At 34.8% G+C, this 22,738-nt stretch carries 20 protein-coding genes and 2 pseudogenes; 12 read left to right on the top strand and 10 right to left on the bottom strand.

Going from position 1 to position 22,738, the window contains the following annotated elements; all coding sequences use genetic code 11:
- Positions 1-193 precede the first annotated feature (193 nt).
- Together BN2144_RS01285 and BN2144_RS01280 are read right to left on the bottom strand one after the other, a co-directional pair.
- Positions 194-1,117, bottom strand: coding sequence for an AEC family transporter (locus BN2144_RS01285; protein ID WP_033826548.1), 924 nt, complete (start codon positions 1,115-1,117; stop codon positions 194-196).
- An 86-nt stretch (positions 1,118-1,203) separates the two neighbouring features.
- Complete coding sequence (locus BN2144_RS01280; protein WP_033826547.1) at positions 1,204-2,406, bottom strand: iron-containing alcohol dehydrogenase; 1,203 nt, start codon at positions 2,404-2,406, stop codon at positions 1,204-1,206.
- A gap of 539 nt (positions 2,407-2,945) precedes the next feature.
- Here BN2144_RS01280 and pgmB point away from each other — a divergent pair.
- Complete coding sequence (gene pgmB, locus BN2144_RS01275; protein WP_042337422.1) at positions 2,946-3,623, top strand: beta-phosphoglucomutase; 678 nt, start codon at positions 2,946-2,948, stop codon at positions 3,621-3,623.
- Between the two features lie 77 nt (positions 3,624-3,700).
- Here the strand turns inward: pgmB and BN2144_RS21075 are convergent.
- Positions 3,701-4,561 (bottom strand): annotated as a pseudogene (locus BN2144_RS21075) (methyl-accepting chemotaxis protein); the annotation flags it as partial.
- An 81-nt stretch (positions 4,562-4,642) separates the two neighbouring features.
- A pseudogene (locus tag BN2144_RS21070) lies at positions 4,643-5,392 on the bottom strand (CHASE3 domain-containing protein); the annotation flags it as partial.
- Between the two features lie 369 nt (positions 5,393-5,761).
- On the opposite strand from BN2144_RS21070, the gene BN2144_RS01265 reads away from it, so the two are divergent.
- The 6 genes from BN2144_RS01265 (at position 5,762) to BN2144_RS01240 (ending at position 12,443) form a co-directional block, all read left to right on the top strand.
- Positions 5,762-6,688 (top strand): sialidase family protein, encoded by a 927-nt coding sequence (locus tag BN2144_RS01265; RefSeq protein ID WP_033826544.1) that lies wholly within the window; start codon positions 5,762-5,764, stop codon positions 6,686-6,688.
- The gene (locus tag BN2144_RS01260) at positions 6,669-7,586 is read left to right on the top strand and encodes a hypothetical protein (RefSeq protein WP_033826543.1); all 918 of its coding nucleotides are present in this window, start codon (positions 6,669-6,671) and stop codon (positions 7,584-7,586) included. The genes BN2144_RS01265 and BN2144_RS01260 overlap by 20 nt, the downstream gene beginning before the upstream one ends.
- Positions 7,587-7,875: 289 nt before the next feature.
- Positions 7,876-9,198: a sensor domain-containing diguanylate cyclase gene (locus BN2144_RS01255; protein ID WP_050632165.1), complete on the top strand. Its 1,323-nt coding sequence runs from the start codon at positions 7,876-7,878 to the stop codon at positions 9,196-9,198.
- A gap of 150 nt (positions 9,199-9,348) precedes the next feature.
- Positions 9,349-9,864 carry a sigma-70 family RNA polymerase sigma factor gene (locus BN2144_RS01250; protein ID WP_033826542.1) on the top strand — a complete coding sequence of 172 codons (516 nt, stop codon included), beginning with the start codon at positions 9,349-9,351 and terminating at the stop codon, positions 9,862-9,864.
- Positions 9,857-11,209 (top strand): DUF4179 domain-containing protein, encoded by a 1,353-nt coding sequence (locus BN2144_RS01245; protein WP_033826541.1) that lies wholly within the window; start codon positions 9,857-9,859, stop codon positions 11,207-11,209. Before BN2144_RS01250 ends, BN2144_RS01245 begins: the two co-directional genes overlap by 8 nt.
- A 121-nt stretch (positions 11,210-11,330) precedes the next feature.
- Positions 11,331-12,443, top strand: coding sequence for a KamA family radical SAM protein (locus BN2144_RS01240; protein WP_033826540.1), 1,113 nt, complete (start codon positions 11,331-11,333; stop codon positions 12,441-12,443).
- A 132-nt stretch (positions 12,444-12,575) separates the two neighbouring features.
- On the opposite strand, the gene BN2144_RS01235 is transcribed toward BN2144_RS01240, so the two are convergent.
- From BN2144_RS01235 to BN2144_RS20535, 3 genes are all read right to left on the bottom strand, one after another.
- Positions 12,576-13,931: a GntP family permease gene (locus BN2144_RS01235; protein WP_033826539.1), complete on the bottom strand. Its 1,356-nt coding sequence runs from the start codon at positions 13,929-13,931 to the stop codon at positions 12,576-12,578.
- 220 nt (positions 13,932-14,151) lie between these two features.
- Entirely contained in the window at positions 14,152-14,313 is a 162-nt protein-coding gene (locus BN2144_RS20540; RefSeq protein WP_139017833.1) for a glycerate kinase, read from the bottom strand.
- A gap of 5 nt (positions 14,314-14,318) precedes the next feature.
- The gene (locus BN2144_RS20535; RefSeq protein WP_050632164.1) at positions 14,319-14,501 is read right to left on the bottom strand and encodes a glycerate kinase; all 183 of its coding nucleotides are present in this window, start codon (positions 14,499-14,501) and stop codon (positions 14,319-14,321) included.
- 237 nt (positions 14,502-14,738) lie between these two features.
- Between BN2144_RS20535 and BN2144_RS01225 the strand changes: the two genes are divergently transcribed.
- The 4 genes from BN2144_RS01225 (at position 14,739) to BN2144_RS01210 (ending at position 17,572) form a co-directional block, all read left to right on the top strand.
- The gene (locus BN2144_RS01225; RefSeq protein WP_033826538.1) at positions 14,739-15,215 is read left to right on the top strand and encodes a DUF2975 domain-containing protein; all 477 of its coding nucleotides are present in this window, start codon (positions 14,739-14,741) and stop codon (positions 15,213-15,215) included.
- Between the two features lie 89 nt (positions 15,216-15,304).
- On the top strand, positions 15,305-15,517 hold the full coding sequence (locus BN2144_RS01220) for a helix-turn-helix domain-containing protein (protein WP_033826537.1): 213 nt from the start codon (positions 15,305-15,307) through the stop codon (positions 15,515-15,517).
- A gap of 12 nt (positions 15,518-15,529) precedes the next feature.
- Complete coding sequence (locus tag BN2144_RS01215; protein WP_033826536.1) at positions 15,530-16,051, top strand: hypothetical protein; 522 nt, start codon at positions 15,530-15,532, stop codon at positions 16,049-16,051.
- Between the two features lie 468 nt (positions 16,052-16,519).
- On the top strand, positions 16,520-17,572 hold the full coding sequence (locus BN2144_RS01210) for an inorganic phosphate transporter (protein WP_033826535.1): 1,053 nt from the start codon (positions 16,520-16,522) through the stop codon (positions 17,570-17,572).
- A 540-nt stretch (positions 17,573-18,112) separates the two neighbouring features.
- Here BN2144_RS01210 and BN2144_RS01205 read toward each other — a convergent pair.
- From BN2144_RS01205 to BN2144_RS01195, 3 genes are all read right to left on the bottom strand, one after another.
- On the bottom strand, positions 18,113-18,439 hold the full coding sequence (locus BN2144_RS01205) for a YjgN family protein (RefSeq protein ID WP_033826534.1): 327 nt from the start codon (positions 18,437-18,439) through the stop codon (positions 18,113-18,115).
- Between the two features lie 688 nt (positions 18,440-19,127).
- Positions 19,128-19,430: a hypothetical protein gene (locus tag BN2144_RS01200; RefSeq protein ID WP_050632163.1), complete on the bottom strand. Its 303-nt coding sequence runs from the start codon at positions 19,428-19,430 to the stop codon at positions 19,128-19,130.
- 19 nt (positions 19,431-19,449) lie between these two features.
- Positions 19,450-19,863: a helix-turn-helix domain-containing protein gene (locus BN2144_RS01195; RefSeq protein ID WP_033826533.1), complete on the bottom strand. Its 414-nt coding sequence runs from the start codon at positions 19,861-19,863 to the stop codon at positions 19,450-19,452.
- A 458-nt stretch (positions 19,864-20,321) separates the two neighbouring features.
- Here BN2144_RS01195 and BN2144_RS01190 point away from each other — a divergent pair, with 458 nt between their 5' ends.
- The gene (locus BN2144_RS01190) at positions 20,322-22,673 is read left to right on the top strand and encodes a putative bifunctional diguanylate cyclase/phosphodiesterase (protein ID WP_222860060.1); all 2,352 of its coding nucleotides are present in this window, start codon (positions 20,322-20,324) and stop codon (positions 22,671-22,673) included.
- Positions 22,674-22,738 lie beyond the last annotated feature (65 nt).

The raw sequence follows: 22,738 nt of genomic DNA, 5'->3' as shown, positions 1-22,738 counted from the left end.
GAGTAAAATGTCCTCCCCGTCAGCTTATAAGTTTAAGAAGTGTTGGTAGGGGATTTTAGGCGTTCTTAGGGAAATTACAATATTGGATTTACATTAAAAAGAGTTGAGCATCTATAGGATGTAGATAATCAACTCTTTTTTCTGTTAACATAGATTTTTTAGTTATCCTTTTCGATGGACAAAGCATCTTCGTTCAAGTAACGAACACTATAATCAGCGGCAAATAAATAAATGAAAGAACGGTTGTCCATAAAATGCATTTCGTAACTAATTTCGGTGAGGCGTTGAACTTTTCTGCTAGTATCCCGGCATTCACGGCAACGGGCATGCAAGACAATACAAATAAAGCTGAAAATAACACACCGTCAATGCCTAAAATGACTAAACTGAATAACGAGAGGAGAGGTGCAGCAAACATTCGTATTGCCATACCTGTCCAAAAGGCCGCTTCTGTTTTCTCTCCATTTCTTCTCATTCCGACACGAACCATTTGCATTCCTAAAATAGCTAAAACGATAGGGGAATAGGCATCGGCAATCATTGAGATTCCAGTATCTAGTCCTCCTGGCAACGGAATATGAAGACCTCGGAACAATACTGCCAATATCGTCGCATAAATGGCTGGTAACGAAAATACTGACTTTACCGCATTTTTAAAATTAAAATGAGACCGCGCGGCAAAGTAAATACCAAATGTATTCATAATGATAATTTGTAAAATGATGTATACACTTGCTTGATCTAATCCGAACTGACCAAAAGCTAGTAAAACAAGCGGGATACCGTAATTTACATTATTTGTAAAAGAAGAAACGAGGGTTAACCCAGCAACATCCCGAGAAGGCATGTTAAACAACCTACCAACACCAACCGCGACGCCCCATAATAGGGCAAGGTTCAATAGGGAATAAGCTAAAGACAAATAGACATTCTCATAAGTAATTTTTGCTTTCATCAAGGTGTCAAAAATAAGCACTGGAGTTAAGTAATAGAGTACAAGTGTTAAAAGGGATCCGATTTCTATTTGTCTATACTTTCTTAATAGGATTCCGGCAATAACTGGCAAAGAAAGTGGGACAATGACATCTAAAATTGTTGTAATAATATCCTGAATCACATTCGAAAATCCTTTCTGCAATGGAGGCTACTTAATCGTTAAGTGTGTTATTATGAATCGTACTATTTTCATGGCCTTCTATGAATCTACTCTGCTTTTATTATACGATAAAGTTCAAATAAATCATTTTTATTTAAAATTTTCGGTACTGGATAAAGCGGATTGGCTTCTTTCAATGCGCGCTCAACCATTACCGGAATGTCCTCGTTTAAAATGCCGTTTACCTTTTCCGGGATCTCCATAGATGCATTCATCTTTTTAATCGCTTCAATAAACTTATTCGCTTTTTCCGCTTCCGTATCTGATGTTTCCGTAATGCCAACAATATCGGCTAACTCAGCTAACGGTTTATGTACAGAATCTCCGTAATACGCTAGTACATGAGGTAAAATAATCGCATTAGCTAAACCGTGTGGGACATTGTAAAAACCACCAAGTGTATGAGCGATTGCATGAACATAGCCAACATACGCTCGGGTGAAGGCGAGTCCAGCCAAATATGCAGCTTTTTGCATTTGACTTCGTGCTGTTAAATTTTCTCCATTTCGATAAGCACTCGTTAAATTGTCAAAGACCAACTTAGTCGCTTCGATACTCCACTGTCTTGTCTCAGGTGTATTACTTCTACCTATGAACGCCTCAACTGCGTGAGTAAGTGCATCCATCCCAGTTGCTGCTGTAATGTGAGGAGGAAGTTTTATCGTTAAGAGTGGATCAAGCACAGCAATATGTGGGATAAGAACAGGGTCCATAATTGCATATTTCTCATGAGTTTGCTTATTAGATATGACAGTGGCCACCGTTCCTTCACTCCCTGTCCCAGAAGTTGTCGGAATTGCATATAGTGTGGGAATAGATTTTCGAACTTTTAATAACCCACGCATATCAGGAATCGTCTTATTCGGTCGGGCCACTCGTGCTGCGACCCCTTTTGCACAGTCAATCGGTGAACCACCACCAAATCCAATAATCGCTTCACAACGATGATCATAATAAAGTTGGAGGGCTTCCTCAATATTATCAATCGTTGGATTCGGAACGGTTCCATCATATATGACATACTGAATACCTGTTGAATTTAATCGATCAAGTAACTCGTCCATTAGCCCAATTTTTGAAATACCTTTATCAGTAACAATTAAAAGCTGCTGTATTCCTTGTGCTTTTATTAGCTGCGGCAACTTTTTTAAACAATTTTCACCCTCCAATGTTTTTGGTAACCGCCATGGTAAAAATCTTGAAGTAGTCTGAATAACCTTCTGATATGTTCGACAATACAATTCGTACATAGAAACATCTCCTTTAATTATAAAAAGAATAGTCATTTACTTTATTTTATGAAGTAGAAAGAAAGAATAGGATATATTTTGAAAGAACAAGATGGTGGAAAAAGGATTGTAATAAAGTTTAAATTCTAACTGTATTGGAAAACGGAGTATTCTATTTATAGTAAAGAAAAGGGGAAACGATTAAGGTTGTTTACTCTCAATTTCACGGAATTTTTTAGGAGTAAAGCCGCTTATTTTTTAAAATAAAGAACCCTTGTAACTTCAGTCATAAGATGAATCGGCTTCGGACATGTTAATTTAATTGTCACACATTCTCCTTTTTAGACAAAATATATATGAAATCTTAAGAAAAAAATCACTAGGGATTTATCATCTCCCTTTATACATATGATATCATTCATAGTATAATAGAGAGGAAATGATAACGGTGTCAAATGTTGTTCAAAGGGAGTTCATTGGGTAAGCTCGAAAAAAATTGTGCACAATATTCCAAGAGAAAGGCTTTAAAAAACATTTAAATAAGAGATAAGGAGATAAGAATGATACAATACCCAAAAGCATTTATATTTGATCTTGATGGTGTTATTACGGATACTGCTGAGTATCACTATTTGGCATGGAAAAAGTTAGCCGAATCATTAGGAATCATGATTGATAGGGAATTTAACGAACAATTAAAAGGAGTAAGTAGGATAGAATCGTTAGAACGTATATTATCCTTAAAACCAGAATTACTAGACATGCCAGTTGAGGAAAAAGAGAAACTTGCTACGAAAAAAAACGAGCATTATAAAGAGTTGATTAATCAAGTCACGCCAGAAGATATACTACCGGGGATTCAAAAGTTACTTGATGATATAAAAAGCCATAATATTAAAATTGCGTTAGGATCAGCTAGTAAGAATGCTGAATTTGTTATAAATCGGTTAGGGTTAAAGAACTACTTTGATTATATTGTTGATGCAGCAAAGATAAAAAAAGGCAAACCAGATCCAGAAACCTTTACTATAGCAGCGGATTACTTTGGTTTTGAGTATCGTGAATGTATCGGCGTGGAGGACTCTGCTGCTGGTATTGAGGCAATAAATAAAGCACAAATGTTTTCTGTTGGTGTGGGTGATCGTGATCATCTTAGTGATGCGGACTATCTTTTATCTGATACAGACGATTTGAATTTTGATTTGATTATTGAAAAATATATTTCAAATCATAAATAAAAATAAAACTCTTGGGACTCAAATCCATCCCGAGAGTTTTACTATATTTACATATTTATCAAAGGAAATATTTTTTGTTAAATCTTAAACTGACTCACTTGTTCTTGTAAGTCGACGGCAATTTTTGATAAAGATGTTGCAGAAGAAGCAATTTCTTCCATTGTTGCTAATTGTTCTTCTGATGAGGCGGCAACAGATTGGCTATAGTTTGCTGAATCTTTCGCAATCCGGGAAATTTCTTCGATTGATGCATACACTTCTTCCACACTTGCAGACATTTCTTCTGAGGCAGCGGATGCTTCTTGAATTTGCGAGGTTACTTGCTCAACGAGTTGTAAAATTTTATTGAATCCTTTCTCAGCTTCGTAAACGACATTCATCCCAATCTTCACTTCTTCTGTACCTTGATTCATCACTGCAACCGCGCTATTTGTATCATTTTGGATTTTCTCAATAAGGCTAGTTATTTGATCAGCAGATTGTTTCGATTGTTCTGCAAGGTTTCTCACTTCATCAGCAACGACTGCAAACCCTCTACCGTGTTCACCGGCTCGAGCTGCCTCAATTGTTGCGTTAAGTGCAAGTAAATTTGTTTGATCTGCAATACTTGTAATGACTGCTATAATATTACCGATTTCTTTAGAATGTCCACCTAACTCCTGTACGACAGAGGCGGAATTATTAACGACCGTATGAATCGTATCCATTTGATTAATAACTTTTTTCAGTGATTCATGGCCATTGTTTGCTTCTTTATTTGTTTCCATCGTAAGTTCGGCAACAGATGAGGTTGTTTCCGCAACTTGTTGGACACCAACGGCCATTTCTTTCATCGCTTGAGCACTTTCATATGCTCCTTGTCTTTGGGTTTCTGCACCACTTGCGACCTCTTGGATTGATGTAGCAATTTGGTTTGTAGCTTCTGTCGTTTGTTCTGCACTGGCTGATAATTCCTCAGATGAAGAAGCGATCAGTTCGGAATTCGCTTTAACTTGTCCAATTAAAACTTTTAAATTTGCTGTCATTTGGTTAAACGCCTGAGCGAGTATACCCGTTTCATCTTTACTCTTTACTTGGATGTTTTCGAGTTTTAAGTCTCCATTGGCAATTTTTTTAGCGGATGCAGAAATAGCTTTTATCGGCTTTGAAATTTGTCGCCCAATTATAAGTGAGATGAATATTCCAAGTACGAAAGCGATAAGTCCAATAATAAGTAGCTGTGCTTGTATATGATAGAACGTTTGAATATTTTCCTTTACACCTTGATCGACGATGTCCTTTTGGAAAGATGATAATTTTTTAATTTGGTCATCGAATCGATGAACGATATCTCTTCCTTGTAAAGCAACCGTTGTTGATACTTCTTCCACTTTGTTTTGTTTTCTCAAGTCAAATACTTTTTGTGCAAATGTATTATATTCTTGTTCGATTTGGTTTAATTTAGTTAACATTTGTTTTGCTTCAGGAATCGTGAATCTTTTTTGTAAGTTGTTATAGTCTTTTTGAAAGTGTTTGCGGGCTTCCTTATACTCTTTATAAGCACTTTCATCACCAACAATTAATAGACCTCGCATGCTAACAATTTCTTGTTTTACAGTTACTTGTAAATCTTTAATATCAGTCGCCTTTTGTGCTTTATCATTAATTAAAAAACGATAACTTTCATTTAAATTATTAATTTGATGCAAACCTATATAAACCATGATAAATAGTAATAAAAGAATAACCCCAAATCCACCGAAGAGTTTTTTTCCAATTGTCCAATTCATAATATTTACCTCCTGAATGTTCTAAGCTGTATTACCCAATTTTACTTGGATGTATGTAGTCAAAAAAACAACCTCTAAAAGATAGAAGAGATTGTGAAAAAATAAGGGAATAATATGATAATAAAAGTCCGCAAATGAAGTTTACCAACATAGGGAAAAATATTAACAATATATATATCGGTTTTATGTGGAAAATATAAAGTTATTTACCATTGGAAAAAATTTGAAGTAGATGTAAAGGTGAGAGAAACTTAAAGGAGCCTGGAGTTTTTAAGATTATATTTTTGTGAATATAAGAATTACAAATTTTCTTTCCACATCTAATGGTGGTATTCTTAGGGAAAGATTAATTGAGAGGATGCACTTACTTTGAAAAAATTCATTATTCGTGTTGCTGCCATTATCGTGATTAGTTTAACAATTGGTCTATTTTTCTATCAGCGCTCACCGAAACTTGTGCCGGATAGAGAACTGGGGAATAATCAGACACAAACTGAAGTTAAAACAATACTACAAGGAAATAATGTGACGGATAACATTGGATATTCTTTACAAGATCAACAATTACAAATTACTTATGATCAGGGGAAACATTGGACGGTGGTCCCTGTTGAATTAGAGTCTTTATTTGCAGGAGAATATAATGGAAATAAAAAAGACTTAATCGATAAAAGCTATATTTTAACCGATACCCGGGCTGGGTTTATATATGGGGAGGGAAGTAGTTGGGAAAATGAATCCATCTATTTTATGTATTCAGAAGACCAAGGGAAAACTTGGCATAAATCTATTGTTGCGGAACAGTACCTTGGTGTTCGCTTTCGAAAAGTTGATTTTTTGAGTGATTCTTTCGGTTATATTATATTATCTGGTGGTCGAACGATGTCCCAGGAAGGATCAAATGTTTTTCTTACATATGATGGTGGGGAAAATTGGCAAGAAACAGAAAATTACGATGTAACGCGCTTAATTGCCGATGGTGGCTTCGTTGATGAAAAAACGGGTTTTTTATCTTATGGTGTTCTTAATCCTGTAGAACCGGATTTTTATTACACAAACGATGCTGGTGATACGTGGGGGAAGGCTGAGATCCATGTTCCATCACAGTACCATGAAATATTTGTACAAGCCGAAGTACCAATAAAAGAGGGTGACCATCTAGCTTTGTTTATTAATCAAGGACCGAATGGTGATTATAAAGGTGGAAAAGTGAAAGGAAAGTTTATTTCATCTGATAACGGCCAGACATGGGAATTTGTAGAGGAGATGGCAATTGATGAACAGGACATACAGTAAAGCAAAGAAAATTGGAGGATGGCTACTTTTTATATTGTCGCTAAGTTTCTTTGGACTGCAAATGGGTTACCTATTGTTTCATGGTACGTACCAATTAGAGTATATTGATAATCGCCTCTTTTACGTTATGAATATATTGATTGTTGGTTTTCTATTTTCTTCAATTCTTCTCTTATTTCAAATCGATAAGAAGTGGAAGTGGGGGAGCTTTACTATTTTAGTGATATTTATATTCGTGAATATTATGTTAATCACGACTGAAGATCAAAAAGTAAAAAGTGTAACGAGTATTTCGCCAAACTTTCAACATAGTTTTGCGATAAAAGAAAACCCAATGACAAATGAAGCTTACTATTATCGTTCATATTATGGTGTTTTTGGTCGCCCAAAAGAGAAACTTCCTTATCAAACGACCGGTCTGTTCAACGTGAAATGGATAACAAATGATATTGCAACTGTGACTTATAAAGGAAAAGATAAAAACTTGCATCAGTATAATGCGACTTTTGGTGATCGAAGCGGAGGAATTTCCTATTATTATGTAGGTACAGAGATGCATGGTGTTTGGGAAGGAGACGGTGTGGAAGTGGTTAGTAATACAGACGGCATTACGATTTTAGAGGACGGAAAAAGTGAAGTGTTTGATTGGAATCATGTTGTTCAGTTTGGAACGCTTGCTGTTGTATTAACAAGGAGCCATCAACAAGATATTCCTAGCGATTGGACAAATGAACGCCATACATTAAATAAAGAAACGGAAGCTGTATGGACGATTGGATTAAATGAAGATTTTCAAGTAAAGTCGGACGGACAACAACAAGGGAATAGGGGCTCTATTCTATTATATAAAGCGACAATGGAAGATAGTACACCAATTAAGCTAAAACCGGCTCAGTGATCTTCGTGATTGGTGACCTTCAGAACACGTATTGTCTTATAAAGGTCATGACGTTTGCAAGCGCTATTGTTTTACAAGGTCACGTATTCCTAAACTATGTTTCCTTGCAACACTATTTCTCACAGGAAGGTTATTATTCTCATATAAAATGCCTCTTGCAACAACAATTTTCTCTATAAACTGAATTATAGTAAAGTTGGGCAATTGGTAATGGATTATGATAGAATAGATGATAAGATTTAGGTAAAAACTCCCATTTTAGATATAGTTAAAGGTGTGTCTTGCTCGTATGAAATTTAACTCACTTGGAAAGCTTGGTAATAGATTACTATACTCCTTAATATTCTCTGCCGTAGTTATAATAGCGTTTACCATTATTGGTATCGTGGGAATACGTTTATCTCTAAATGAAAATATAAAAGGACAGCGGGCTTTGGATCGCATTGATAATTCAGCGAACTTGTTTTATAAAGCAATTATTGATCAAGAGACAGGGCAACGTGGCTATGATTTAACAGCGGATTACAAATTTTTAGAACCCTATCAGCAAGGTAAAGAGGTTTTTTTGAATACGTTAACTAAATTAAAAAATCAAAGGAAAGACTATCCAGATTTAACGGATGAAATCGATGAGTTAATTGAAAAAGGAAAATATTGGCATGAACAATATGGTGCTCCGTATGTAGAAATGATGTTGAGGGGAGAAGAACCTAGCATTTCTTTGTTAAATGAGGAAAAGAATGCACTCGATGACTTCCGTAGAACGTTTATAATATTTACCGAACAAATTGAAAAAGAACGAACGATTGTACGGAATACGATGAATAAAAGAATTAACATGACTTTAGCTAGTTTAGTTTTTATTATTATTGGAACGATGTTAGTAAATTTACTTATTAATTTAAAAGTTCTTAAGTCCATTATTAAACCAATTATTGATTTAGGTGCTTCTGTAAACGCGTATGCGAAACATGACTTTACTCATAAAATTCCACATTATCAGCAAAAAGATGAATTAGCTGAATTAATTAACAAAGTCGATATGATGAAATCGGAACTGTCGAATAGTATAAGAACTTTAGAATTGAAAGCAAATATTGATGGTTTAACAGGTTTATACAATCGCCGTTACTTTAATGATTTTTTGCAAAAACATTGGGAACTTTGTAAAGAACATGGAGAGTGTATTTCTCTTATTTTATTTGATATTGATTATTTTAAAAAATACAATGATACTTATGGCCACTTAGCTGGTGATGATTGTTTGAAAATGATTTCGAACCAAGTTCAGCGATATAACGAAAATAAGCATCATCTTGTAGCAAGATATGGAGGAGAAGAATTTTGTATTTTACTCCTTGAACAATCAAAACAAGAAGCACTCGCGATTGCTGAAGAGGTAAGACAGAGCATCCTTAATTTGAACATCCCACATGAAACATCAAAAGTAAATGATTATGTTACGGTTAGTGTAGGTGTTAGTACCATTGTACCCACGAAAGAAATGGAGTATGAACAACTCATTCTATTAACGGACAAAGCATTGTACCACTCAAAGGGCAATGGACGGAATCGAGTTACTCAGTTATTAAATGCATATCATTTTGTGTAAATAATGGTTACCAAAACGACTATATAGTAATGAGATGATCACATAGAACACGAGAGTCTATGTGATATTTTTTAATTTCATATGAATCTTCAAAACCAAAACGACTCCTAAACGGTCTAATAAGTAAAGAGCAATCGAAAGGGTGAGGACATGGATGTGAAAACATTTAAAAACGCACAAAAAGGAGATGAGGCGGCTTTTTTTCAAATTATGAGTCAACAGAAAAAACAACTATACCGAGTGGCCTATTCCTATTTAAAAAACGAACAAGATGCATTGGAAGCAATCCAAGAGGTGACCTTTCGTGCCTATAAAAATATAAAAAAAGTAAAAGAACCTAAATTTTTTGCCACGTGGATAACGAGGATTATGATTAACTATTGTGTCGATGAACTGAAAAGAGATTCGCGACTTCTTCTTCAAGAATACGAGAACAATAACAGTGTGATTGAGGACCATGATAATCGAATTCATGTTCAAGAAGCACTTCAACAATTAGAACCGAGATATCAAGAAATTATTATTCTCAAATATTATCAAGATTTAACGATCGAGCAAATTGCGGAAAGTGTAGGAAGACCTATCGGAACAGTGAAGACATGGCTAAATAAAGCATTGATATTTTTGCGTGGGGAATTGAAAAAAGGTGGTGATTTTCATGTTTGAAAAAGAAGAAAAGGAGCTTATGAAGAGTAAGACACATTATCATGATATCCAGATACCTGATGAGATTGATACGTATATTTATTCTGGTATCGAACATGGAAAGCGAACGAAAAGAAGAATCCATCATACAAAGCTTAGCACATTTACAATAGCAGCCCTTCTTTTTCTATCGATTATATCTATTCGCGTGTCTCCAGTTTTTGCATCACTTGTTAGTCAAGTTCCTGGAATGGAAAGAATTATACAATTTATTCAAGGAGATAAAGGACTGGAACGAGCGGTACAAAATGATTTTCTTCAAGTTGTTAATAAATCAGTAAGTCATCAAGGAATTACGTTTACGATTAATGAGGTAATTGCTGATGAATCGCAAATGATTTTCTTTTATTCATTAGAAAGTGACGAGAGCTTAACATCCATTCGATTAGATGATGTGAAAATAGTGAATGAAAAAGGTGAATCGTTGGAAGGAACATTGAGTTATTCACCACATGCCGGGATTAAAAAAGGTAAAGTAGTTCACGGGAAAATGGAAGTTGGTATGCATGATGATGTGAAAAAATTACCAAAGACAGTGACAATTCAAGCAAAGATCGAAATGGAACCGAATAAAAAGGAATCGTCTAATCAAAAGTGGGAATTAACATTTCCAATTGATCAAGAGAAATTTTATGGGAATATTAAGACATTTGAACTTAATAAGTCGGTGCAAATAGAGGGGCAAACGATTACTTTTAAAAATGTTACCGTTTATCCGACGAGAGTTGCTTTACATGTGTTGTTTGACCCAAATAATCCAAAACAGATTTTTGCCTTTGATGATTTGACAATTGTAGATGAAAAAGGTGAAAAGTGGGCTAGTATTCAAGATGGGATTACAGCTGAACATATAAGTAGAAATGAACAAATTTTATTTATTCAAAGTAACTATTTTACCAAGCCGAAAGAACTGTTTATCCGGTTCACAACTTTACGTGCATTAGACAAAAACCAATTGGATGTTGCTGTTGATTTAAATAAGAAGAAAATTATCAAAGGTCCAAGTGAAGGGTTGACGCTACAAAATGTATCAAGAAATAAAGAAATGACGACTGTTGAATTTTTAATAGAAAGTAAAGAGAAGCGGGATGTCAATCATTATTATCAAATATTTGACCATGAATACAGGGATGAAACTGGAGCAACGTATGAGTGGAATGAGCTAGGTAGTTCCTCGGGTGAATCAGAACTTGAATTTACTCAAATAGGGGATTTAACGTTCCCGGCAGAAAGCAATCAACTATTGTTGAAAATAATTGATTATCCGACAAGAGTTAAAGGCAATGTTAAAGTTAAGATAAAATAGCAATCGTTTTTGTATTAGTTAACAAAATTTTTAGAATTATGTTGGTGAATTGACATATGTAACACCCCTACGTTTGTTATGATAAGAGAAGATAGTAATTTCAAAGTAGGGGTGATAATAAATGAAGGTAAAATTTTACACGTCGATTGATCAAGTAGAACAACTTCCGCAAGATGATAAGGAAAGAGTGAAACCGGTAGCAGAAAATTTTGTATTTCGGGCTAACGACTATTATCTTAGTCTAATTGATTGGAATAATCCTGATGATCCGATTCGAAAAATTATTATCCCGAGTGAAAGTGAACTGGATGAGTACGGTCAATGGGATGCAAGTGATGAGGCAGCAAATTATGTTGTTCCAGGTTGCCAACATAAATATAAAACAACAGCATTACTTGTTGTATCTGAGATTTGTGGTGCATATTGTCGCTTTTGTTTTCGAAAGCGGTTATTTAATAACGACCATGAGGAAGTACACATGAATCCCCAACCAGGAATAAACTACATCGGCCAACATCCAGAAATTAATAATGTGCTCTTAACTGGTGGAGATTCTCTAATGCTTTCAACAAAACGCCTCAGAAACATCATTACACAACTAAGGGAAATTGATCATGTAAAAATTATTCGGTTGGGATCGAAACTACCAGTCTTTCAACCAATGCGCATTTATGAAGATGAAGCACTACTAGACTTAATTCGAACATATTCAACACCGGAGAAGAGAATTTATATTATGACTCATATTAATCACCCGAATGAAATTACTACTGAATCGAAAAAAGCAATATCCGCATTAATCGAGGCCGGTGCTATCGTGTTGAACCAAACCCCAGTATTAAGAGGAATTAACGATGATCCGAATGTACTTGCTGAACTATTAGACAAGCTGTCCTGGGCTGGAGTTCATCCATATTACTTTTTCATTAATCGTCCTGTTGCAGGAAATCATGATTTTGTTCTTCCATTAAAAGAGGTATATGAAATTGTAGAGGCAGCAAAGGCACGAACATCAGGACTTGGCAAGCGGGTTCGTCTAGCGATGAGCCATAGTTCAGGAAAGATTGAAATATTGGCGGTAAAAAATGGGAAGGCTTATTTGAAATACCATCAAGCAAAATATGGGAATTACGGGGAACTCATGATTTTAGATTGTCCAGACGATGCAAGTTGGTTTGATGACTTACCGGGAAATGAAAAGTATTGGAAGCAACTAGAAAAGGTTGAATATTAAATGAATCTTGTATGATTAGTTGATTGTTTAGTATGTATATATTGAATGAGTTGGGAATAGACTTAATTTTGAAAATAGAGCATAACTACCGGTCGTAAGTGTATAAACCATAGCGACCGGTATTCCTTTTGGTTAGACCAAGATAACCCACAATAATAATGTAGTTAAAAATGCAACAATCCCTTGTAATAATGTAGCTGCTGTTTGAGCTTTATATGCTTGTGTAACGGACATCCCGCTAAATTCTTTTACTACCCAAAAATAACTATCATTTACATGAGAGACAACCATTGCTCCTGCACCAATGGCCATTACAACAAGCGCTAGTGGTATTGAACCGACAATTTCTAGCTGAGGAAGAAGTGGAGCGATTAATGTAGATGTAATAACTAAGGCTGCTGTTGATGAACCCTGTGCTGATTTTAAAGCTGCAGCAATAAGGAATGGAATAATTAGAAACAAGGCACCGGTTAACAGGGTATTTTCTCCTAAACTTTGAATATATTCAGCAATAGGTGTTGTACTAATTACTTTTCCGAATGCTCCTCCAGCACCGGTAATAAGTAATATTGGTGCAGCTTCTTTTAACGCTTGCCCAATCCAATCACTTAATGTTTGTTCATTATACTGAGGTAGTAAAAGTAATGCAAATAATACACCAATAAATAATGCAACAACCGGAGTTCCTAAAAAGATGAAGATATCAGCTAACATACCTTTCCAATCTGCAAATATAGTAAAAGAACTAATCCCAATAAGGACAATAGGCAAAACGATGGGGGCGAAAGATTTCATTGTAGAAGGCATTTTTCCAAATTCACTCACAATTGAATCATAATCTATTGTTTGTAATTCTTCTCCTTCCACTTTAATTTTTGTTCCCACTTTCATAGCCCATATATAACCGATAATGATCGTTGGAACCGAAACAATTAAACCGATTAAAATAATCGTACCTAGATAGGCTTCTGCCCCAATATTGCCAGCAGCAGCAATCGGTCCTGGAGTTGGTGGCACGAGTGTATGAGTAGCGAATAACCCGGTAGATAATGCAATCGCCATTGATGCAATCGCAACTTTGGCTTTACGTGCTAATGCTTTTTTTAATGAAGAAATAATTACATAACCTGAATCGCAAAAGACAGGTATACTTACAATCCCACCAATAATACTCATCGCCATCTGTGGCCGTTTTTCGCCAACGATGCGTAAAATGACTTCTGCCATACGAAGTGCTGCACCAGATTTTTCTAAGATCACGCCAATAATCGTTCCAAAGACAATGACAAGACCAATATTCCCCATTAATGCCCCAAAACCAAGATTGACAGATTCAACAACTGTGGCAAGTGGTAATCTTGCTAACAAACCTAAAGCAAATGCTGCAAACATCAATGATAAAAATGGATGCACCTTTAGTTTTGCTGTTGAAAACACAATAAACAGCACAGCTAAAATGATTAAACTAATAAGACCAAATCCTGTCAAACTTCCCACCCCTTTTATTCGTTGATTTTTAAACTTACGAAATAGATCTTTTGCATCACCTCCCTTAAAAGATATGGTGGAAATTTTGATATGTAGTGTTCAATAATGAATGGAACTTAATTATGAAATCCTTTTAATGACTGATAAAAATGGATCATTTGTTTTGTTTGTTGAAAAAGAAAAACTTTCGCCTAAGATAATAATGAATTTTGTACAGCCTTTATCTAACTAACGGGCGTTTCATTACTTCGCCAAGTCCATATGTAGTTATGTTTTTAAGGCGGAGTGGTACATGGGTTAAACCGGCAATATTTGCACATTCCAAAACAGCGGAATCGTCAATTGCATAATACGTTTGGATCGGCTCGTCTAATGGCCCCATTCATTTCACTTTATTTCCTGAGTTGGAAATAAAATTGTATCAACTGTTCCTTCCCCACCATCTGCCATCGGTTTTAAGCTAATATTAGCGTGAGGGTAAATCTCACTTATTCCTTGTTTCATTGTGTTTGCCACACGAATAGATGAAAGACTTCCTTTATCTAAATCTGGTGCAATAACTATTTTCATTGTACTTTCCTTTTGTAGAATGATTTTTTTATCTTTATTAAATATTGTATTGTAAATATTTTCAATTCAGTATTAACTTGTTCTAGTTTACAACTAAGAAAAATGGTAAATAAATATTGTTTATCATTGAAAATATGGATAACAATAAAAAAATTAAAATAAACAACAAAAATATATTGATAAACAATAAATGATGCGATAAAATAAAATCAAATAATTTCGAATGGTGGGGTATATATGTCAAAAGCATCAACTAATTTTCTTAAAATATCAGTGTTACTCATTGGTCTAGCTGTACTGCTCATTTGTATTTTTCTTTTACCATGGTTAGCTAATTATATTGCAAACATGTATCCAGAGTTTGCCCATTTGCAATATCCAATTCTTATCGGAGTTTATCTTACGGTTATTCCGTTTTTTATCGCGCTTTACGAGGCGTTCAGACTACTTCGCTTTATTGAAAGAGGAGAAGCATTTTCGGAGTTAGCGGTTTTTTCTCTAGGTCGAATAAAATCGAGTGCTATTGCAATTTTTGTTTTATACATCGTTGGAATCATTTATCTAATCACTCAAAGCGCCTTACATCCAAGTATTGCCTTAGTTGGAATTGTTATTGTTTTTGCGACGATTGTCATCTATGTGTTTACAACAGTACTCCAAGAGGTATTAAAAAGTGCCCTAGATATAAAGAATGAAAATGATTTAACAATTTGATGATTAATAAGATGCTGAAAACAAGTCTAACGAAAGAGGACAATTAATAGGGAGTATGGAAAAGAGAATGACCGATTTGAGGTGAGAAAATGGCGATAATTGTAAATCTCGACGTTATGTTAGCAAAGCGGAAAATGAGTGTAACGGAACTTTCAGAAAAGGTTGGTATTACGATGGCCAATATTTCCATTTTAAAAAATGGAAAAGCAAAGGCAATACGGTTTTCTACTTTAGAAGCAATTTGTAAAGTATTAGATTGTCAACCAGGTGATCTTCTGGAGTATAGAAAAGACGAGGATTAAGGAGACTTTTATATGAGCTTGATAATGATTTTGTTAGTTGGAGGGATAAGTATTTACCTTTCAACTTTGTTTCGAGAACCGCTATTAGAAAAGGTTGGAAAAAGAAATCTATATATGAAATTAGAACGAGCAAATTGGTATCGAAATCCGTGGCTTTCAGGAGGTTTCCTTTTTCTTGTAAATGCAACTTTATTTTTACTTACAATTGCAATTTTATTTTTTTTACTGGACTTGATGATTCCGTATTTTCATTTCATCATCATGTTTCTTGCAGTTTTGGCTAGTATCTATTCGTGGTCGATATTAAATAGAGCTTGGAATGGAACTAAGATACATCGATTCGTAATGGGATTGGTTGGAAGTAGTTTTTATATATTTTTAACTGGGGTATTTGTTTATTGGTATGTAACGCTTGAGCCGCAATTCCCGGGAGATGATACGTTTATGGCAGCACTTGGATTAATGATAGCAATCATTGTAACGACGGTTGCTGCGATTACATGTCTTATCTTTACGGGTTTTAGAAGAAATTAAGGATTCGGAAAGCAGCTGTGTGAACGAGTAAGGAAAAATTGGGGATTCGGAAAGGTACTATTTTAGCGGGTTTTAAGAGGAATTGGAAGAACCCGATTCATATCATTTTTCGAGTCTATCACGAAATGAAAGGTGTGGGAAGGACGCCAAGTTACTCGTGTTTTCTTGAGTTATAGAAGAATAAAATTGAAAGGACGCGGTGCCTTTATGGCAGCGTTTTTTCTTTTTCTTTTAATCTTTTATTGAGTAAAATAAAATTAGGATATGTTAATTTTTTCACAAATTAATTGAAGTCTCATTGAAGGTTAGTCTCAAAAAGGTAGATTCTCTGCTTTGAGGTTGGAAAATACTAATATATGGGGGTTTGATTAGATAAAGCGGTATCACATGTGGTGTGAAAAATGTTTGAATAGGCGGTTTTGGTGTGAACCATTGAGAAGACTGCAAATAAACAAATGGGGTGAGTGAATGCCACTTTCATTTACTGAATTTACGCAAATGCTTGCTGGAAATCCGATTATGCTTGTAACGGTTATTTTAACATTAGGTGTCGTATTGGTAAACGGTTGGACAGATGCTCCTAATGCGATTGCTACATGTGTATCAACCCGATGTATGAGTGTTCGTGGTGCGATTATTATGGCTGCGGTTATGAATTTTTTAGGTGTAACAGTGATGACTTTAATTAACTCTACTGTTGCACAAACGATTTACAATATGGTTGACTTCAGTGGGAATGCGCATGATAGTATCGTTGCTTTATGCGCTGCGATGGTTGCTATTGTTTTATGGGCTACGGGTGCATGGTATTTTGGAATTCCTACTAGTGAAAGTCATGCATTAATTGCTGGATTAACTGGGGCAGCAATAGCTTTACAAGGGGGACTAGCTGGTGTCAATGGACATGAATGGGCGAAAGTAATTTATGGCCTATTCGTTTCAACAATTATGGGGTTTGGACTCGGTTATTTGATCGTAAGGGGGATAAACTATTTATTTCGTCATGCCCATTTACAAACGGCTGAAAAATTTTTTAAATACGCTGAAAATGCTGCTGGTGCTGGGATGGCCTTTATGCACGGTGCACAAGATGGGCAAAAGTTTATCGGTGTTTTTTTATTTGGTATTTATCTTTCCCAAGGTGTGACAGACACGACAACATTTGCGATTCCACCATGGGTGATGTTTCTTATTAGTATTGTCATTAGTTTAGGAACGAGCATTGGCGGCTACCGTATTATTAAGTCGGTCGGTATGGATATGGTGAAGTTGAGAAGACATGAAGGGTTTGCATCAGATCTTGCCGGTGTCATTTCTCTTTTCACAGCATCCTTGTTTGGACTCCCTGTAAGTACTACCCATACAAAAACGACAGCAATCATGGGCGTTGGTGCTTCGAAACGATTAACGAATGTTAACTGGAATGTGGCTAAAGAAATGGTCTGGGCTTGGGTACTTACATTTCCTGGTTGTGGTGTTATTGGTTATTTCATGGCGAAATTGTTTATCGCGATTTTTTGAAAATTTCTTTTACAATTGTTCAAATGGCCAAAAAACTTAGTGAAATGGTCATCTAGAGTGGTTATAGATGCTCAAATCGCGGTGGAAAAGGTTGAAAAGGTCAAGTGCTATTAATCTACCGTTTTTAACTTGAATCTTTGAGTAAACGGGTATTTTTACGATTTTTTAGGTTATCAGGGTGTTTGTTATCCATAATGTCACTCTTTTAAGAGTGTATGTTCTGTTTCTACTTTAAATAAAAAGCCCTAAGTATGAGAGCTTTTTATTCTTCAACGTAAAGTGGCTTGTTATAATCTTTTATTAAATTGTTTCGATACTCATTTTATATTTCTTTCAACATTAACAACGCCATCATCACTTAATTCCAAAGAGGTGACATACTTCTTCTTTTTGATCTTATCTAATGGATTCTCATCTGTCTTTTTTTCTTTTTCTTGATTAACTAGAGCAAACGCAAAAATAATAATAATTACCCAGAACCACCATTTTTAAAAGAAAGGTTTCTTATTTGAATCCATCATATAATCCCCACTTTATCCGTTAAGCAAATGTTGTATATTTTGTTTTCCACTTTTCTAATTTGATAAAAACCCAGAAACCGTAAATTCCTAATGTAATGACTGTGAAAAACCACCATTTTATCCAATTTCCAAACAACCCTATTGCTGACCCATTAAACGTTAATCTTCTACCATTAATAACTGTGTGCTCAATTTTCCAGCGATAAATCATAGTATAAGACCACGGTAAACATATCCCAAGAGTACAGACAGTTACCAAAAAACCTAGAATCCTCCAACCAATATATTGGAGCAATCCTCCATCAAAATACGACTCTTCGCGGTTTGCTTCATTTGCTTGACTCATTACATAACGCTCCTTTTGATATGACTATGTAATTAGGTAATTTTACCTAAAAATACTGTAAAAAAATTAAAACCAATCAATACTCCCAACCCCGTTTCTGAATGGTATAAGAGCATCAATTTTATGTTTAAACAGAGTTCCAACCTATATTGCGCAAATTCTTCCTTTACTAAAAAGTAATCAACGATTTCAGAGATAAAACAGCTTAATCAATAGCGAAATTCAATATGCTTTTAAAAAACATCCACGGCATTAACAAATAAGCGGACAACTGCTTTGCTTGATTTTCCTGTTTATACCATACTTGTCTACATTAAGTTGTGAAGAAAAATGGGCGTAGCAGCGGCAAAATTCTTCTGCAATGAGCAATTTCTTTTCGATAGGATTCAATCCTTCTTCTGTAATAAAAATTGTTCCTCGCCGACCTTTGTGTTTCGGTATTGAAAATGATTTTAGATGATTAATAGATTTGTAATCTAGGAAGGGTTCAGTAAAATCCGGATGGAAAGGGAGTACACGAGTCCCTATTTCCAACATATATCATAGATGTCAATTTCGTCTGGATCAGCATAATTAAAATGGGATAAAATATTAAAGGCAAACTGTTCCCATCTTTCTAGAGTAGTTTTTTACCAGTTCCTTGCATTTTAACATCTCCGATTATGAATTCTTCTTAGTTAGTCATTCATTATTCTCGTTTTAACTTGAAGATTTCTAACTCATTTTTGGATGTTTTTTGATAAGTGAAATCAACGGTATCCTTAATATCAGCAATTTCTTCCTTTACGAAGGTGAGTTCTCCGTGTACTTTATGAACATCAATGGAGATAGAATCCATTTTAGCGTCCGTTTCATTTTGGCGATGTAAGATTGATTTTGTTATTTGTGTGTTTTCATCTAATTGAGTTTTAATCGTTTTTAGCTCTTCTTTGATCGGTTTTAAAGCTTCCTGAATGATTGATTCTAACATTGGTTTTAAATCGTTATTCACTCATACCATTCCTTTCGTTTTAATCATCAAACTCACCAAATCCGTCTCCGTATTCTTCTTCGTCTTCCTCTAAGAACATCTTTTTCACTTGGTATAACTTAATCAGTTCTTTAATCTTTTTCTCCGGGTCCGAAGCAAGATCATGGAAGAGAACCGGATGTTTCTTTAGCACTTCAAAGACTTTGTACTCTTCTGGGGTGAGGTTGATTTCTTGACCGGCAACATTTACTTTGTTTTCTTCTCTTCCTAGGAGGTAGTCGGTTGATACCTCATAGAAATCTGCTAATTTTTGCAAAGTTTCAAAATCTGGTTGAGTTTGCGCCAATTCATATCGTGCATATGTAGAACGATTGATATTCAAGCTATCAGCAAGTTGTTGTTGCGACAATTTTTTTCTTTCTCTTAACTCTTTTAGCCTTTTACCATAATTCATATGTATTTCCCCTAAGCGAATCTATTTTATCTATATTATAAGTGAAAAAAATGCACATTTAAATAATTGTGTAAAAAAACGAACAAAAGTATCGAAAGTGTAAAAAATACACTATGTAATTAGTGTGGAAACTACACAAGAGAGGTGAAGAAATTGAAAACAAACATCATGACACAAAGACGTAAGCTCCTAGGTTATTCGCAACAAGATGTTGCTGATAAAGTAAGGATTGACCATTCCTTAAACAAAAATTGAAAATGGATTAACTCCTATCGTCAAGGTAGCAAAAGCAATAGGATACCATTTGGGTTTTAGTTGGACTATTTTTTGATGATGTCAGTTCAAAAACTACACAAAAGGCTGATACTAAGGAGGCGATTTAAATAAAAGAAAAACCTTTAATCTTTGTTACTGGTGACGAATAGAAAGCGTGGATGATTAATCATCTCATTATTCTCTTGGAAATTATTTTTGTAGGGATGCGGTTTCGTAACGGTCGGAAGGCAAAAATGTTCTATGTGGATGCTTTCTTTTGGTTAACAATCGGTTGGATACTTACCTTTTTTGTTACGAAGTCATTTTTGTCAGGCGATGCACTATTTTTTGTTATTGGGAAGACAATGATTAATGCTTTATTTAATGTACTCATAGCTGATATGTTGTTGGCGTATTTCCCATTTTATAAGTTTCATCGTAAAAGTAATAAAAATCATGTGAGTATTCATCAATTTTTATCCCATATTACGTTTATGTCGATTCTTATCCCGATTTTCTTAAATGTGGCAATCAATGTATGGAATATGAGGGATTATATTCAACATGATGTACTAAATCGTTCAATAGAAACGGCAAATCGTGTGGAAAATGAGATGAAACACTTAAGTAAAAATGAGCTTTTAATGGCAGAAGTTAGGCAAAGTGAAAAGTTGGAGAATTTAATAAGACAAAACAGTTCAGGAAATTTCAAACTCACCATCACAAATAAAGATCATCAAATACTCGCTCCAAAGGTGTCTCAACAAGGTAATTTTCTTACACATACCCAACATTACAATATAAATAAGGTCTCAACGAATTTTTATGTAGCTTTATCAAAAGAACATAGCAACAGGCCAACAATCTTAACATGGAACGCTGGTCAATATGTATACATAAAGGAATTAAAGCATTTAGACTTGAAAATAGTTATTCAATACCCTATTTTTCAATACCAAAAACGTATTTATACGAACTTTTTAGATCAATTGAAACTATCATTAATTTTTGCGCTTGTAACTATAGTTCTTGTAAAAATAGTGAGCCATAAATTTACTGTTAATCTTAGAGAACTAACGGATATAACGACCGGACTGCCAAAGAAAATACTTACAAATGAGAATGTGACATGGTCAGAAAGTCATATTTCAGAGTTACGCCTTTTAACGAATAATTTAATGAAAATGGCCGATAAAATAAAGCAATTATTTCAGGAAAGTGCACACATGAATCGGAAACTTTCTAAGCAAACAGAAAAACTGAAGAAGTCTGAGGACCAGTTACATGAGTTAGCTTACTATGATGTGTTAACAAAATTACCAAATCGTCTCCATTTCCAGCAGTATGTACGAAATCTCATACAGCAAAAAAGAGAGAATCCATTCGCCATCCTATTTATTGATATCAACCAGTTTAAACAAATCAATGATACACTTGGCCATGATGCAGGGGATACGTTATTAAAAATGGCAGCAACAAAATTAAGTGACATCCGCAATGATGAAAAGGAAGTTTTTCGTCTTGGAGGGGATGAATTCGTTATTGTTCATTGTTTTGATGATAAAAGTGAGTTAATGAGTACAGTGAATTCAGTTTTAGATAAATTTAATGATAGTATTTCAGTTCTTAATCAAATGTTTTATGTAACAGTTAGTGTCGGTGTTAGTGTATATCCTATTGATGGGAATAATCTTGATACACTTGTCAAAAGTGCAGATTTAGCAATGTATAAATCAAAAGCAATCGGAGGAAATGTAGCTCAATTTTTTGATGAAACGATGCGCGATAAGTTCCAACGACGAGTTGAAATTGAGAATAGGCTGCGTGTTGCCGTTGAACTGGGTACATTTGAGCAATATTATCAACCAAAAGTCAGAGATAGACAAGTTGTTAGTATGGAGGCGCTTATCCGCTGGTATGATCAAACATTAGGATTGATATCTCCAGGTTATTTTATACCGATAGCCGAAGAAATGGGATTAGTAACAAAAATAGATGAATGGTCATTAAATCAAGCTTGTCGGCAGATAAAACGATGGCAAGATCTTGGTTATAGAAAGATTCCGGTTTCAGTAAATATATCAGCAAAGTTTTTCCAACAAGATTCTTTAATTGAGCTTGTTAAAAAAACGCTACGAGAAACGGAACTTGAACCAAGATACTTAAAATTAGAGATTACTGAAAGTGTTTTTATACAGAAACCGAAGCGTGTTGCTAAGGTGATTGATCATTTAAAACAACTTGGTGTACAAATTTCAATAGATGATTTTGGTAAAGGGTACTCATCACTTTATCCGTTAATGCAGTTGCCAATTGATGAAATAAAAATTGATCGCGTGTTTATTCAAAATATTGATCAAGATGAAAAAAAGGCTTTCATTGTTAAATCAATATGTGATATTGCTCATGGTTTAAAACTGAATATAGTCGCAGAGGGAGTTGAGACAGAAAATGAGCGGGCTCTTTTAAATCAGATGGGATGTGATGAAATTCAAGGGTATTTGTATAGTCCACCTGTGAAAAGGGAAGAAATGGAACAGTTGCTTCATAGATAAGGAATAAGCGCAGAAGTACGCAAAAATAGATAAAAAGTCCTTTAGTAAAAAAGTTGTGAATGGTA

It is taken from the genome of Bacillus andreraoultii (assembly GCF_001244735.1).
Taxonomy (GTDB): domain Bacteria; phylum Bacillota; class Bacilli; order Bacillales; family Caldibacillaceae; genus Caldifermentibacillus; species Caldifermentibacillus andreraoultii.
This window is presented reverse-complemented; position numbering and strand designations above follow the sequence as displayed.